Source organism: Micromonospora sp. NPDC050397, from assembly GCF_044901685.1.
Taxonomy (GTDB): Bacteria; Actinomycetota; Actinomycetes; order Mycobacteriales; family Micromonosporaceae; genus Micromonospora_G.
Genome location: NZ_JBJDPS010000004.1, coordinates 279330 through 293116 on the forward strand (window position 1 = coordinate 279330; position 13787 = coordinate 293116).

At 72.0% G+C, this 13787-nt stretch carries 13 protein-coding genes; 8 read left to right on the forward strand and 5 right to left on the reverse strand.

The annotated features are described in order from the left end of the window. Window positions 1–167 precede the first annotated feature (167 nt). Complete coding sequence (locus ACI2K4_RS16990; protein ID WP_121155877.1) at window positions 168–860, reverse strand: Crp/Fnr family transcriptional regulator; 693 nt, start codon at window positions 858–860, stop codon at window positions 168–170. Window positions 861–1275: 415 nt separating this feature from the next. On the opposite strand from ACI2K4_RS16990, the gene ACI2K4_RS16995 reads away from it, so the two are divergent. The 4 genes from ACI2K4_RS16995 to ACI2K4_RS17010 all read left to right on the forward strand — a co-directional run bounded on the left by ACI2K4_RS16995 (window position 1276) and on the right by ACI2K4_RS17010 (window position 4401). Then, on the forward strand, window positions 1276–1770 hold the full coding sequence (locus tag ACI2K4_RS16995; RefSeq protein ID WP_404512963.1) for a polyadenylate-specific 3'-exoribonuclease AS: 495 nt from the start codon (window positions 1276–1278) through the stop codon (window positions 1768–1770). A 209-nt stretch (window positions 1771–1979) separates the two neighbouring features. Continuing rightward, entirely contained in the window at window positions 1980–3008 is a 1029-nt protein-coding gene (locus ACI2K4_RS17000; RefSeq protein WP_404512309.1) for a 6-phosphofructokinase, read from the forward strand. 170 nt (window positions 3009–3178) lie between these two features. Beyond that, on the forward strand, window positions 3179–3994 hold the full coding sequence (gene proC / locus ACI2K4_RS17005; RefSeq protein WP_404512964.1) for a pyrroline-5-carboxylate reductase: 816 nt from the start codon (window positions 3179–3181) through the stop codon (window positions 3992–3994). A gap of 56 nt (window positions 3995–4050) precedes the next feature. Continuing rightward, window positions 4051–4401, forward strand: coding sequence for a DUF2203 domain-containing protein (locus tag ACI2K4_RS17010; protein WP_404512311.1), 351 nt, complete (start codon window positions 4051–4053; stop codon window positions 4399–4401). A 52-nt stretch (window positions 4402–4453) separates the two neighbouring features. Here the strand turns inward: ACI2K4_RS17010 and ACI2K4_RS17015 are convergent, their stop codons facing one another. Both ACI2K4_RS17015 and ACI2K4_RS17020 read right to left on the reverse strand, forming a co-directional pair. Beyond that, window positions 4454–5359: a class F sortase gene (locus tag ACI2K4_RS17015; protein ID WP_404512313.1), complete on the reverse strand. Its 906-nt coding sequence runs from the start codon at window positions 5357–5359 to the stop codon at window positions 4454–4456. Window positions 5360–5391: 32 nt separating this feature from the next. Beyond that, window positions 5392–6360 (reverse strand): DUF4397 domain-containing protein, encoded by a 969-nt coding sequence (locus ACI2K4_RS17020; RefSeq protein WP_404512315.1) that lies wholly within the window; start codon window positions 6358–6360, stop codon window positions 5392–5394. A gap of 190 nt (window positions 6361–6550) precedes the next feature. On the opposite strand from ACI2K4_RS17020, the gene ACI2K4_RS17025 reads away from it, so the two are divergent. After that, window positions 6551–7375 (forward strand): alpha/beta fold hydrolase, encoded by an 825-nt coding sequence (locus ACI2K4_RS17025; protein WP_404512317.1) that lies wholly within the window; start codon window positions 6551–6553, stop codon window positions 7373–7375. Window positions 7376–7442: 67 nt separating this feature from the next. Here ACI2K4_RS17025 and ACI2K4_RS17030 read toward each other — a convergent pair whose 3' ends face one another. Both ACI2K4_RS17030 and ACI2K4_RS17035 read right to left on the reverse strand, forming a co-directional pair. Then, window positions 7443–8258 carry an alpha/beta fold hydrolase gene (locus ACI2K4_RS17030; protein WP_404512319.1) on the reverse strand — a complete coding sequence of 272 codons (816 nt, stop codon included), beginning with the start codon at window positions 8256–8258 and terminating at the stop codon, window positions 7443–7445. Between the two features lie 272 nt (window positions 8259–8530). Then, complete coding sequence (locus ACI2K4_RS17035; RefSeq protein ID WP_404512321.1) at window positions 8531–9019, reverse strand: glutathione peroxidase; 489 nt, start codon at window positions 9017–9019, stop codon at window positions 8531–8533. A 139-nt stretch (window positions 9020–9158) separates the two neighbouring features. Here ACI2K4_RS17035 and ACI2K4_RS17040 point away from each other — a divergent pair, with 139 nt between their 5' ends. The 3 genes from ACI2K4_RS17040 to ACI2K4_RS17050 all read left to right on the forward strand — a co-directional run bounded on the left by ACI2K4_RS17040 (window position 9159) and on the right by ACI2K4_RS17050 (window position 13666). After that, window positions 9159–10790, forward strand: a complete 1632-nt coding sequence (locus tag ACI2K4_RS17040) for a glycosyl hydrolase family 18 protein (protein WP_404512323.1) — start codon at window positions 9159–9161, stop codon at window positions 10788–10790. A gap of 832 nt (window positions 10791–11622) precedes the next feature. Next, window positions 11623–12810, forward strand: a complete 1188-nt coding sequence (tuf, locus tag ACI2K4_RS17045; RefSeq protein WP_404512325.1) for an elongation factor Tu — start codon at window positions 11623–11625, stop codon at window positions 12808–12810. Between the two features lie 229 nt (window positions 12811–13039). Then, window positions 13040–13666, forward strand: a complete 627-nt coding sequence (locus ACI2K4_RS17050) for a hypothetical protein (RefSeq protein ID WP_404512327.1) — start codon at window positions 13040–13042, stop codon at window positions 13664–13666. Window positions 13667–13787 lie beyond the last annotated feature (121 nt).

Below are 13787 nucleotides of genomic sequence, written 5' to 3' on the forward strand. Positions count from 1 at the left end.
GGGGGCGGGGACGCTGGGCGGGGTTCAGTAAGACCTGGGGCCTGATCTGGTCCGCGGCGCCGCCGGCGCCCCCCCCCCCCCCCCCCCCCCCCCCCCCCCCCGCCGGGCCCCCCCCCCCCCCCCACGGCCCCGCCACGACCGAGCACCCGCACCGCCCGGCGACGAGATCAGCGGTCGGACATCCCGGCTCGACGCCGCAACGCCCCCACGTCCGTCACCACGATCCGCCGACCCTCCGTGCGCAGCCACCCCCGGCTGGCGAAGGACCCGATCGCCTGGTTCACGCTCTGCCGGGAACCACCGGCCATCTCCGCGAGCTGGCTCTGGTTCAGCTCGATCGTGATCATCGGCGCCTGGCTCTCGCCGGCCAGCCGGACCAGCGTCTTCGCCACCCGTCCGGGCAGGTCGAGGAAGACGTGGTCGGCGTTCTGCTCGGTGAGCCGACGGATCAGCCCGCCCAGCGACCGCATCACCGCGTCGAGGATGCGCGGGTTGGAGTGGACCAGCTCCATGAAGGCACCCCGGGAGAGGGCCAGCGCGGTGCAGTCCTCGATCGCCTCGGCGGATAGGGAGCGGGTCGAGGCGTCCAGGAGGGACACCTCACCGAGCACGTCCGGTGGACGGATCACCGACAGTACGGCGCGTTCGCCGGTCGGCGCCGTACGGAAGACGACCACCGCGCCCCGCCGGAGCACGATGAGCGACTCGCCGGGGTCGTTCTCGACGAACAGCAACTGACCCTTGCGGTAGGTGCGCGGCACCGCGGCGGCGATCACCCGCTGCCGCACCTCCGGCTCGAGGCCGGCGAACATCTGTACACCCGTGAGCGCGTCACCCGGCTCCGGCAGGCGAACCTCCAAGGCTCAACCCCTCACAGTCTGCACTCGGTCGAGGCCCTCGCCCCCGAGAGCCAGATGATGACACCGGATGACCTGTCCGGTAGCGGTACACATCAGATCATGACGGTCCTGTCGCGTGCTGTACACCCCTCGAATCGCTTCTGTGACAGTCCGACGTCCCGATGGCCGGCATCCTGGTGACCAGATCCGCCGCTGGGTGGGGGCTGTACGGGGGCGTGGCGGGTTGGGGTCGCGGGGTGCCGCGACCGGCCGGACGGCGCGTGGACGCGTCGCCGTCCGGCCGGTCGCGGGGGGCGGCGGTGTGGTGGACCGGTGGCAGCCGGAGGGCCGCCCGGAGCGCCCAGGGCGATCGGGCCCGTGGTGGGTACGGGCCCCGGCGCCGGGACCGCCGAGCCGGTGGGCCAGGATGACCGGGATGGTCTACCGCTACTTCTACGACTGCGAGTTCATCGAGGACGGCCGGATAGTCGACCTCGTGTCGATCGGCGTCGTCGACGAGTACGGCCGTGAGTTCTACGCCGTCTCCACCCAGTTCGACGACTCCCGCGCGGTGCCCTGGGTCCGCCGCAACGTGCTGGACAAGCTCCCGTCCCCGGGGGACCGGGTCTGGCGCTCCCGGGAGCGGATCCGCGACGAGCTCCACGAGTTCCTGGTCGAGCCGGTGCGTGGACGCCCGGACGAGCAGATCGAGCTGTGGGCCTGGTACGCGGCGTACGACCACGTGGCGCTCGCGCAGCTCTGGGGGCCGATGCCGGCGCTGCCCCGGGAGATCCCCCGGTTCACCAAGGACCTGCGGCAGCGCTGGGACGACCAGGGGCGGCCGCCCCTGCCGGACGCCGACGCCGAGCGGCACGACGCGCTGGTCGACGCCCGGCACAACCTGGCCCGGTGGCGGGCAATGGGTGGTTGAACCCCGCCCAACCCGGTCGGGAAAATCCTTCGTTAATAACAGGCGGCCTTCCGGTCGCCTGCCGTGAGGCGTGCTGGCCTGCCTTCCGCCCGACGACTACAGTGCGCATTGACGGCCCGCCCCGGGCCGGCAATGATGCCGATGGTCTGCGTGACTCGCTCCTGGGGCTGAATTGGGCTTACCTGAAGCTCCTGGAGGATGAGCAGATCATGCGTATCGGCGTGCTCACCGGCGGCGGTGACTGCCCGGGTCTGAACGCGGTGATCCGGGCAGTGGTTCGTAAGGGTGTTGCCACCTACGGTCACGAGTTCGTGGGCTTCCGCGACGGTTGGCGTGGTCCGCTCGAGGGGCTGACCAAGCCGCTCGGCATCGACGAGGTCCGAGGCATCCTGCCCCGCGGCGGGACCATCCTCGGCTCGTCCCGGACCAACCCGTTCAAGATCGAGAACGGGGTCGAGCGGATCAAGGACAACCTCGCCCAGCAGGGCGTGGACGCGCTGGTGGCGATCGGCGGCGAGGACACCCTCGGCGTCGCGACCAAGCTGACCGAACTCGGCGTACACGTGGTCGGCGTGCCGAAGACGATCGACAACGACCTGGGCGCGACCGACTACACGTTCGGCTTCGACACCGCGGTCAACATCGCGATGGAGGCGATCGACCGGCTGCACACCACGGCCGAGAGCCACCACCGCACCCTGGTCGTCGAGGTGATGGGCCGGCACGCCGGCTGGATCGCCCTGCACGCCGGTCTCGCCGGTGGCGCCAACGTCATCCTGCTGCCGGAGCGGCAGTTCGACGTCGACCAGGTCGCCACCTACGTCGAGAAGCGGTTCCAGAAGCAGTACGCGCCGATCGTGGTGGTCGCCGAGGGCGCGCAGCCGCTCGACGGGCAGATGGTGCTGCACAACCAGGAGCTGGACTCGTTCGGTCACGTCCGGCTCGGCGGCATCGGCCAGTGGCTGGCCGGCGAGATCGAGGCGAAGACCGGCAAGGAGGCCCGTACCGTCGTGCTCGGGCACATCCAGCGCGGCGGCACCCCGACCGCGTTCGACCGGGTGCTCGCCACCCGGCTCGGCCTGCACGCGATCGACGCCGTGAACGACGGCGACTGGGGCAAGATGGTCGCTATGCAGGGCACGGACATCGTGCGGGTGCCGCTGGCGGACGCGACCCGCGAGCTGAAGACCGTGCCGCTGGAGCGCTACGAAGAGGCCGAGGTCTTCTTCGGCAGCTAGTCCGGCGCCTGCCGTACCCGATCCCGGGTGGACCACGCCGAGCCGGCCCGACCGGCCGGCGGGGTCCACCCGGGCCGGCGCGGCGGGTCGACCACGCCCGGACCGGTCGCACCGGTCCGGGTCACCAGCCGGTGCCCGACGGGACCGGCGCGACACGGATGGAGAAGCGGATGCCGGGTGGGCACACCGTGGCCGTGATCGGCACCGGGAAGATCGGCGAGCTGATGCTCTCCGGACTGCTGCGGGCCGGTTGGCCGGCGAGCCGGTTGCTGGCCACCACGCGCCGGCTGGCCCGGGCCGAGGAGGTGGCCACCCGGTACGGCGTCCGGGTGGTGGACAACCTCACCGCGGTCGCCGAGGCGGACGTGCTCGCCATCTCGGTGAAGCCGCAGGACGCGGCGGCCCTCCTGGAGGAGATCGGCCCGAAGGTGCCGTCCGACAAACTGGTGATCTCCCTCTGTGCCGGCCTGCCGACCAGCTTCTTCGGCCGGCGGCTGCCGGACGGCACACCGGTGGTCCGGGTCATGACAAACACCCCGGCGCTGGTCGACCAGGCGATGACCGCGATCTCCGCCGGCCCGTACGCGACCGGTGCGCACCTGAGCCTGGCCGAGGAGATGTTCACCCCACTGGGCGCGACGATCCGGGTGCCCGAGTCGCAGCAGGACGCGGTCACCGCGCTCTCCGGCTCCGGCCCGGCGTACTTCTACCTGCTGGTCGAGGCGATGGTCGACGCGGGCATCCTGCTCGGGCTGCCCCGGCAGGTGGCACACGAGCTGATCGTGCAGACCGCGATCGGCTCGGCGACGATGCTGCGCGACTCCGGTGAACATCCGGTGAAGCTGCGCGAGGCGGTCACCTCGCCCGCCGGCACGACCATCTCCGCCGTACGAGAGTTGGAGCGGCACGGCGTACGCGCGGCGCTGCTGGCCGCGCTGGAGGCGGCCCGGGACCGGGCCCGCGAGATCGCCGCGCAGAGCGACTGAACGACCCGGTGCCGGGCTGGCCCCGGTACGGAGACCGGTGCCCCATACTGTCCGGTGTGTTCACCCTCGCCCAGGCCAGGTACCTGGTTGCCACGCTCCGTCCCCGGATCGACGAGCTGATCTCGATCCGGGCCGACCTGGCCGAACTCCGGGCCGACCTGAGCGGCGGCGGGCTGAGTCCGCTCGGCGGCGTGCCGGAGCTCAAGGCCCTGGAAGCGCGCCTGTACGGCATCCTCGACGAGCTCGACGACCACGGCATCCAGGTCAAGGGCTTCGCCCCGGTGCTGCTCGACTTCGCCGGTGAGCGAGAGGGCCGACAGGTGCTCTGGTGCTGGCTGGAGGGGGACGACGACGTGCGCTGGTACCACCGCGCCGAGTGCGGCTTCCCCGGCCGCCGCCCCGTCTGAGGTGTAAGGAAGGGCCCCTTGTTAACGCTATGCGTTAACAAGGGGCCCTTCCTTACACCGCGACGGCGAAGACGACCAGGTTGTCGCGGTAGCTTCCGGCGTGGGGGTCGAAGCTGCCGGCGCAGGTGACCAGGCGCAGTTCCGGGCCGGGGGTGGGACCGTAGACCTCGGCCGTCGGGAACTCGTCCTTGTCGTGGCGGCTGGTCGACACCACCACGAACGGCAGCCAGCGGGTTCCGCGCCGTACCTCGATCCGGTCCCCGGGGCGCAGTTCGCGCAGCCGGTAGAAGACCGCCGGCCCGCTGGTGGAGTCGACATGACCGGCGATGACCGCCGGACCGGTGTCACCGGGTGCCGTACCGGCGCCGAACCAGCCGGCCTGGCCGTAGTCGGTCGGCGCGGCCAGCTTCCCGGACCGGTCCAGCCCCAGTGTGGCCAGGGACGAGTCAACCTTGATGCGGGGAATCCGTACCCGGGTCGGCGGGCCGTCGGACGTCCCGGTCGACGCCGGTGCGGGCAGTGACTCGGTGCCGGCGACGGGCCTCGTGCCGGTGGCGGTGGTGCTCGGTGGGCAGCCGGTTACGCAGCCGGCCGCCGCCGCACCGGGCCAGTCGCCAGACTGCCCGGCCTGCCACCCGCCGGGTTGACCCGTCTGCCACCCGCCGGGTTGACCCGTCTGCCACCCGCCGGGTTGACCCGTCTGCCATCCGTCGGGTTGACCCGCTTGCCGCCCGTCGGGTTGCCAACCGCCGGGTTGGCCGGCTTGCCATCCGCCGGGCTGACCGGCCGGCGAGCCCGCAGCCGGCGGTGGAGGCGGTCCGGCGGTCGAACCGGAGTCCGCGCCGCCGGTCACCGCGAGCAGGAGCAGGGCCAGGCCGGGCAGGGGCAGCCGGGCGGTCCGGGAGCCGGCGCTCCCGGACCGCCCGGACCACGAACGCCATGACCCACGCTGCCGCACGGTCGCGGCCCCCCTCGCGGGCGGCGCCGAGGTCACCAGGTGCGCCGCGTGCGGCGCCGGAACAGGACCACCGCCGCCGCGATGGCCGCGAGCAGCACGCCGGCCACGGCGCTGGCCGCGATCAGGGAGTACGCCCGCCCGCCCGGCTCGCCCCCGTCCACCTTCTCGGCGAGCCGGACCGGCTCGTGGCCGGCGACCGTGTCCTGGCCTGTCACCGTGTCCTGGCCTGCCACCGCGTCCCTGGCGCCGCCGGCGCCGGTCTCCACTCCGCCGTCCGGCACCACCGAACCGCCCCTGGCGTCCACCCGCAGCTCGGTGGTGAGTCCACCCTGTTCCGCGTCGAGCACCAGGAGCGAGTAGACCGTGCCGGCGGCGAGCCGTACGTCGGCCGTGGTCGACGAGCTCCCGGCACTGTCCAGCCGCAGCTTCCAGGAGCCGGGCTCGACCTGGGAGTAGGGCGTGGTGGTGGCGAACCGCACCCCGTCGGCGATGGTCGGGCCGGAGCCGGCCGCCACGTCGATCACGGGTGCCCGTACCGATGCCTGCACCACCCGTACCTTGGCCCGGCCGGCGGCCGGTGCGCTCAGGTCGTCGTCGAGCACCCGCAGCCCGAGGTCGGCGTAGCGACCCACCCCGGCGACCGTGTACGCGTTCCCGGCCGTCACCGCGACCTCGGTGGTCAGCACCGGCTGGGCGGTCGCCGGGGCGCCGGCCTGGCGCATGGCGACCGCGTACCGCCCGACGGCCAGGGAAAGGTAACCCGAGACCACGCCGTATCCGACCGCCGGGAAGACCCGGGGCTCCGCCGATCCGGCCGCCTCGGCGAGGTAGACATCGACCGCCGGGGTGTCCGGGGAGAGGTGGGCGAGCCGGACGTAGCCGACCCCGGCGGCACTCGCCGAGGTGGCGGCGACCGTGGTCAGGCCGACCCCGATCAGGGCGGCCGTGCCGAGCGCCAGGAGTTGGCGGAGCGTACGGGTGTACGGGCGGGCGTTGCGCATACTGCCTCCTGGGTACGGCGGACACCGGGGGAGCGGTTCGCACAAAAGAGTCCCGTTGATGAGACGGGCAGGCAAGTGCAGCACGGCAAGTAATCAAATCGTTACTGGAGGATATTGCCTGGTCGGGGTGGGGCCGGTCGAGAATTCGGTTCGATGGGACGGGTGGGGGCCCGTCCACGAGGGGGTGCCCATGGTGCTGGCCGGGGACTGGCGCGACCTGAGTCGGGACGGCGTACGACTGGCCTGTCTGGACCATCCGGGACCGCGACCGGCGGTGCTCTTCCTGCACGGCCCGGCGGGGTACGCGGGGGAGTGGGACGCGAGCGCCGCCGCGATCGGGGGCAGTCACCACGTACTCGCCCTTGACCAGCGGGGCCACGGGCGCAGTGAGCGTCGCCCGGCCCAGCTCACCCGCTCGGCGTACGTCGCCGACGTCGCCGCCGTGATCAGCACGTTACGGGTCGCGCCGGTGGTGCTGGTGGGGCACGGACTCGGCGGGCACACCGCCATGCTCGCAGCGGCTCGTTACCCGCGGCTGGTCCGAGCGCTGGTGATGGTGGACACCGGGCCGGGTGGCGACCCGATCGCGTCGCGCCGGTTCGGCGACTGGCTGGCCGCCTGGCCGGTGCCGTTCCCGTCGTACTCGGACGCGGTGCGTTTTTTCGGCGGCGGCCACCGGGGGCGGGTCCGGGCCGACGGGCTGGCCGAGGCGGAGGACGGCTGGTGGCCCCGGTTCGTGCCGGAGCTGGTGGTGGAGTCGCTGCGCGAGTGGGCCGATCGCCCGTTCTGGGCCGACTGGCGCGCCGTCCGTTGCCCCACCCTGCTGGTCCGGGGCGGGGTGCCGCCGGAGCAGGTCAGGTTGATGCTGGACCTGCTGCCGGGCAGCGAGTCGACCGAGTTGCCCGAGGCCGGGGCCGACCCGCATCTGGAGTGGCCGGGCGAGTGGCACCGGGTCCTGCGTACGTTCCTCGGCCGGCTCCAGCCGTCGATGACCTCGGTCGCCCGAACCCGCTAGGCGCCGGTCGTCTGGTGGACACCGGGCTGGTCGAGCGGTCGGCAACCGAGCGTCACCTGGTCGCCGGTCATCCGGCCGGTTGGTCGAGCGGTGGGCCGCCGAGGGTCGCCGCGCAGCGGGCCAGCCAGTCGAGGACGAGGCCGCGGAACGCCTCCGGCTGCTCGAACGGCAGGTAGTGGCCGGCGTCGGCGAGCAGGGCGTAACTCGCCGCCGGGTAGCTAGCCAGCGCGCGGAACTGGTCGGCGTAGCCGGCGATGTAGTCCTGACGGCCGGCGATGACGCTGGTCGGCCCGGGGTAGGTCGTGGTCGAGCCCTCGTCGGAGAGCTGGTAGCCGGTGGTGCGCAACCGTTCTAGATACTCCTCGTCGCCCGGTCCGGCGGTCTCCAGCACCGTGGCGACCCGGGCGGCGGCCTCGCGGACCCGGTTGCCCAGCGCCACCGACAGGTGGGCGCGCAGGTCCGGTGGGACATCGACCAGCCATTCGACGTCCTCGGAGACCGCAGGCGCGAGCGGCACGTCCCGGTCGGTCCGGAGGATCCGGGTGCCGTGACAGATCAGCAGCAGGCCGGCGACCTGTTCCGGGCGACGCCGGGCGAGCGCGGCGGCCAGGTAACCGCCGTACGACCAGCCGGCGACCAGGAACCGCTCCGGCCCGATCTCCCGGTCCACGAACTCGCCGATCCAGTCGACCACCCCGTCGGAGTCCGGCGGCCCACCCGGTGCCTGTCCGGTGCCGGGCAGGTCGAGGTAGATCCGGCGGAGCGCGGAGTTGGCGGCGACGGCCGGCTCCATCGCCGCGACCATCGCCGAACGGGCCAGGCTGAACCCCGGCAGGCAGAGCATCGGCAAACCCGACCCGTGGGCCTCCGAGACCAGATTCATCTCATGATCGAAGCACGACCCGACGGTCCGGACGATGCGATTCCGCGACCAGCGAAACGGTGCAGGCGCCGCCTCCGGCGCTGTCGGGTACGGCGCTGTCGGGTACGGCGCGCCGGCTGCGGCGCCGTCGGGTACGGCGCCGTCAGGTGCGGCGCGTCGATTGCGGCGCGCGCCGGCTGCGGCGCCGTCGGGTGCGGCGCCCGGAACGGCGGCGCGCTCGACGAGGCGCTGACCGAGTTGGCGCCGATCCGGGCGGCACTGTCCGGCGACCGTTAGCGGGGCAGCACCTTCTCGATCGCGGCGGTCAGCTCGGCCGACTCGGGCGCGACCTTCGGGTTGAACCGGCCGGCCACCGTGCCGTCCGGCGCGACCAGGAACTTCTCGAAGTTCCACCGAACGTCGCCGGTGTAGCCGTCCGCGTCGGCGGCGTCCACCAACTCGGCGTAGAGCGGGTGCCGGTCGTCGCCGTTCACCTCGATCTTCTCGGTCATCGGGAAGGTGACGCCGTAGGTGGTCCGGCAGAACTCCGCGATCTCGTCGTCGGTGCCGGGCTCCTGGCCGGCGAACTCGTTGCTCGGTACGCCGAGCACCACCAGCCCACGTTCGCGGTAGCTGTCCTGGAGCGCCTGGAGACCGGCGTACTGCGGGGTGTTGCCGCACTTCGAGGCGACGTTGACGACCAGCACCGCGCTGCCTCGGTGCTGGTCGAGTCCGGCCGGGCCGCCGCCGAGCGCGGCCAGTTGGATGTCGAAGATCGTCATGGTGTGAGGGTACCGGTCGAGCGGGTCCTCGCCGGCATCCGGAAATCGAAACATGCACATCTTGACGGAGTGGTGAACCCGTGAGTAGCGTCTCATTAGCTATTTGGAAAGTTTCCTAACTGTTTTGGGGAGACGCCGCATGAAGATTTCCCTCCGTCGGGCGCTCTGGGCCGGCGCCGTGGTCGCGCTGACGGTCGCCGCCGTCCCGATGACCTCGGCCTTCGGTGCCGGAAACGTCACCACCACCTTCGCCGCCGCCTCCGACTGGGGGACTGGCCACGAGGCCCGGGTAACCATCACCAACGGCACCGACGCCGCGCTGGCCACCTGGCGGATCGAGTTCGACCTGCCGGCCGGCACCACGATCGGCAGCTTCTGGGACGCCGACGTCACCCGGACCAGCAACCACTACGTCGCGGTCAAGAAGAGCTGGGCCGGGGCGATCGCGCCGGGCGCCTCGTTCTCCTGGGGCTACAACGGGACCGGCGCCTACAAGGCGCCGCTGAACTGCACCGTCAACGGCGTCTCCTGTGGCGGCGGCACCACGCCCACCACGCCGCCGACCACCCGGCCGCCGACGACGCCCCCGACCACCCCGCCCACCACCCGGCCGCCGACCACCCCGCCCACGACCCCGCCGACCAACCCGCCGCCGGGCGGCAAGAAGGTCGTCGGCTACTTCGCCCAGTGGGGCGTCTACGCCCGCAACTACCACGTCAAGAACATCGTGACCAGCGGGTCCGCGTCCAAGCTGACCCACATCATGTACGCCTTCGGCAACACCACCAACGGCCAGTGCACCATCGGTGACAGTTACGCCGACTACGAGAAGGCGTACACGGCGGCGGAGAGTGTGGACGGCGTCGCCGACACCTGGGACCAGCCGCTGCGCGGCAGCTTCAACCAGCTCCGCAAGCTCAAGGCGGCCTACCCGAACATCAAGGTGATCTGGTCGTTCGGCGGCTGGACCTGGTCCGGCGGCTTCACCCAGGCCGCGCAGAACCCGACCGCCTTCGCGAACTCCTGCTACAACCTGGTCGAGGACCCGCGCTGGGCCGACGTCTTCGACGGCATCGACATCGACTGGGAGTACCCGAACGCCTGCGGCCTGACCTGTGACGCCAGCGGTCCGAACGCGTTCAAGAACGTGATCTCCGCGCTGCGTACCCGGTTCGGGTCGTCCGCCCTGGTCACCGCGGCGATCACCGCCGACGGCAGCAACGGCGGCAAGATCGACGCCACCGACTACGCCGGGGCGATCAACAACCTCAACTGGCTGATGCCGATGACGTACGACTACTTCGGCGCGTTCAACGCCCAGGGCCCGACCGCCCCGCACTCGCCGTTGACCTCGTACACCGGCATCCCGCAGGCCGGCTTCAACTCGGACGCGGCGATCCAGAAGCTGAAGAGCAAGGGCATCCCGGCCAGCAAGCTGCTGCTCGGGGTCGGCTTCTACGGTCGTGGTTGGACCGGCGTCACCCAGGCCGCGCCGGGCGGCAGCGCCACCGGGGCGGCACCGGGCACCTACGAGGCCGGCATCGAGGACTACAAGGTCCTCAAGAACACCTGCCCGGCCACCGGAACCGTCGCCGGCACGGCGTACGCCAAGTGCGGCAGCAACTGGTGGAGCTACGACACCCCCAGCACCATCAACGGCAAGATGTCGTACGCGAACAGCCAGGGTCTCGGCGGCTCCTTCTTCTGGGAGCTCTCCGGCGACACCAGCAACGGCGAACTCATCACCGCCGTCAAGAACGGCCTCGGCTGAGGTGTAAGGAAGGGCCCCTTGTTATCGCTTTCTGTATAGGAAGGGGCCCTTCCTAACATGTGAGGTCGGGGCGGCGTGGCCGACGGCCGACGCCAGCTCCAGGTACGGCGCGACACGTACCACCGGCAGTAGGACGGTCCCCGGCCGACCCGCGCCCACGGGTCGGCCGGGAACTCACGGTCAGCAGAACAAAGAAGGCCCCCGGCGTCAACGCCCGGGGGCCTTCTGCCGGTCGCCGTGCGGTGGCCGGTCCCAGCACCGGGATCGAGCGACTCGGCCGGGTACGCCACGTCGATGATCGGCGACCCGCTCCGGAACCCACGGATCCGGCATCTCGACCAGGTCGAACCAGCGTCGTTCCGACGTATGCAAGTGCGTTCTCTTCCGGTCTGGGTCTAATCGCCTGCGAAGCATTTTGTGCTGTCTGTGCGTGCAGTCCGTGTCCTGATACCCGGCCTGGTCGAAGTATCCGGCCTGGTCGAAGTCGGGTGGAGGATCCGCGGGTTGCCGGGACGTCCGGTGGAATATCGCTGGTGAACCGCGACACCGCCGCCTAACGTGATCGCCATGTTCGCCACCGCAGCCGTCGCGCGGCCCGCAGGTCTACACCTGCCGGCTGCCGCCGATCGCTGCCCGTGGCTGGCTGATTCGCGAAGCTGACCCTCCTCCCGCACCAGCAGAACCCACGGAGGAGGGTGGCCCGGTCTTCCCGGCGTCGCCCACCCGTGACGCCGCGACGCGCGGTTCTGGCGCGGTCTTCCTGCTCGCGGAGTGGCATCCGCCCGCGCATTTCCGTCCGCCATTCGCATCATTCGCTCGCGGAGAAGTCATCATGGCCAAGGCTCAGTTCGTCCGTACGAAGCCACACCTGAACATCGGCACGATGGGGCACGTCGACCACGGTAAGACGACATTGACCGCCGCCATCACCAGGGTGCTCGCCGACCGGGACCCGGCGGTCAACCGGTTCGTCTCGTTCGACGGAATCGACCGGGCGCCGGAGGAGATCGCGCGGGGCATCACCATCACCATCGCGCACGTCGAGTACGAGACCGCGAACCGGCACTACGCCCACGTGGACATGCCCGGCCACGCCGACTACGTGAAGAACATGATCACGGGGGCGGCGCAGGTGGACGCGGCGATCCTGGTCGTCTCGGCCCTCGACGGCGCGATGCCGCAGACCCGCGAGCACGTGCTGCTGGCCCGGCGGGTCGGCGTGCCCTACCTGGTGGTGGCGATGAACAAGGCCGACGCCGTGACCGACCCCGAACTGCTCGACCTGGTCGAACTGGAGGTGCGGGAGCTGCTGAGCGAGTACGGCTTCCCCGGCGACGAGGTGCCGGTGGTACGTGTCTCGGCGCTGCGGGCGCTGACCGGCGACCCGGAGTGGATGGCCTCGATCGGGGAACTGCTCGACCAGGTGGACCGGTACGTCCCGGTACCACCCCGGGAACTCGGCGAGCCGTTCCTCATGCCGATCGAGAACGTGCTCACCATCTCCGGTCGCGGCACCGTGGTCACCGGTGCGGTCGAGCGTGGCACCCTGCGCCCGGGTGACCCGGTCGAGGTGGTCGGGCTGGGGCCGACGCTGGTCACGGTCGCGACCGGGCTGGAGAGCTTCGGTCGTACCCTCGTCTCGGCCGAGGCCGGGGACAACGCGGCGGTGCTGCTGCGCGGGGTGAAGCGAGACCAGGTCCAGCGCGGCCAGGTGTTGGCGGTGCCGGGCAGCGTGACCCCGCACCGTACCTTCGCGGCGACGTTGCACGCGCTGGCCACCGCCGAGGGGGGACGGCACACGCCGTTCCACGCCAACTACCGGCCTCAGTTCTACTTCCGGACCACCGACGTGGTCGGGACGTTGGAGCTGGGCGACCTGCCCGAGGTCGCGCCGGGCGACGTCGCGCCGGTGACGGTACGGCTCGGCCAGCCGATCGCGATGGACGTCGGGCTCGGCTTCGCGGTCAGGGAGGGCGGGCGCACGGTCGCCGCCGGCACGGTGACCGCCCTGCTCGACTGAGCGGCCCCGACCGGGCGGGCCCCGACCGGGCGTGAGGAGAGGGAACAGGAGAGGGGCCCGGGGGTGGTGTCGACCGCCACCACCGGGCCCCTCCGTCGTTGTACCGAACCGTGCGATGGTCGCCGCGATCGGCGACGAGTGGCCGTCGCCCGGGGTCGGCCCGCGCATCCGCCGGAGCCGGCCCGGATGGGCGGATTGCGAAGATGTCCGGGATCGGTGGGAGAGCGCGATGAGCCGGCGATGGCGCCACCTGGCCGGTCCGGTCGGACCACTGGCCATGCTGCCGCTCGGGCTGACCGGGTGTGCCGAGGGCGGCGGCACCGGCCGCTCCGCGCCCACCGGCACCACGGCCGGCACCACGGCCGGCACCACGGCCGGCACCACGGCCGGCACCACGGCCGGCACCACGGCCGGCACCACCGCTGGCGCCACGGCTGGCACCACCGCTGGCGCCGCGCCGGACGAGGGTCCGGAGCGGGCGCGGGCCCGGGTGCGGGGCTACCTCGACGCGATGCGGACCAAGGATCTCGTGACCGGGCGGGCCCAGTTCTGTGCGCCGATGCGGGAGGCTTTCGACCGGTCCGCCACCGGGCCGAACGGTGACTTCGCCGACCATTTCACCGTCGCCGGGGCCACCATCACCGACGTACGCGCCACCGTCACCGACGTACGCGCCACCGCTGTTGAGGTACGGGTCGGCGCCTCCGTCACGGTCGCGGTCGGCGGCACCACGATGCCGGTCCAGATCGTCTTCACCGTCGTGCCCGACGAGGTGGACTGGTGCATCGCCGACGAGACGGCCGGCGGTGGCGGCACACCGGCCCCCTCGGGCACCGTCGGGAGCACCACGCCCTGAACCGGTGCCGGGAGCGCGCAGGGTACCCGCCGATCGGCGGTGACGGCGACCAGCGACCTCCCACGCATCGGACCATGGCCACCCTCGCTGGTGGCGTACGGCGACGGTCGCCGTACGCTTT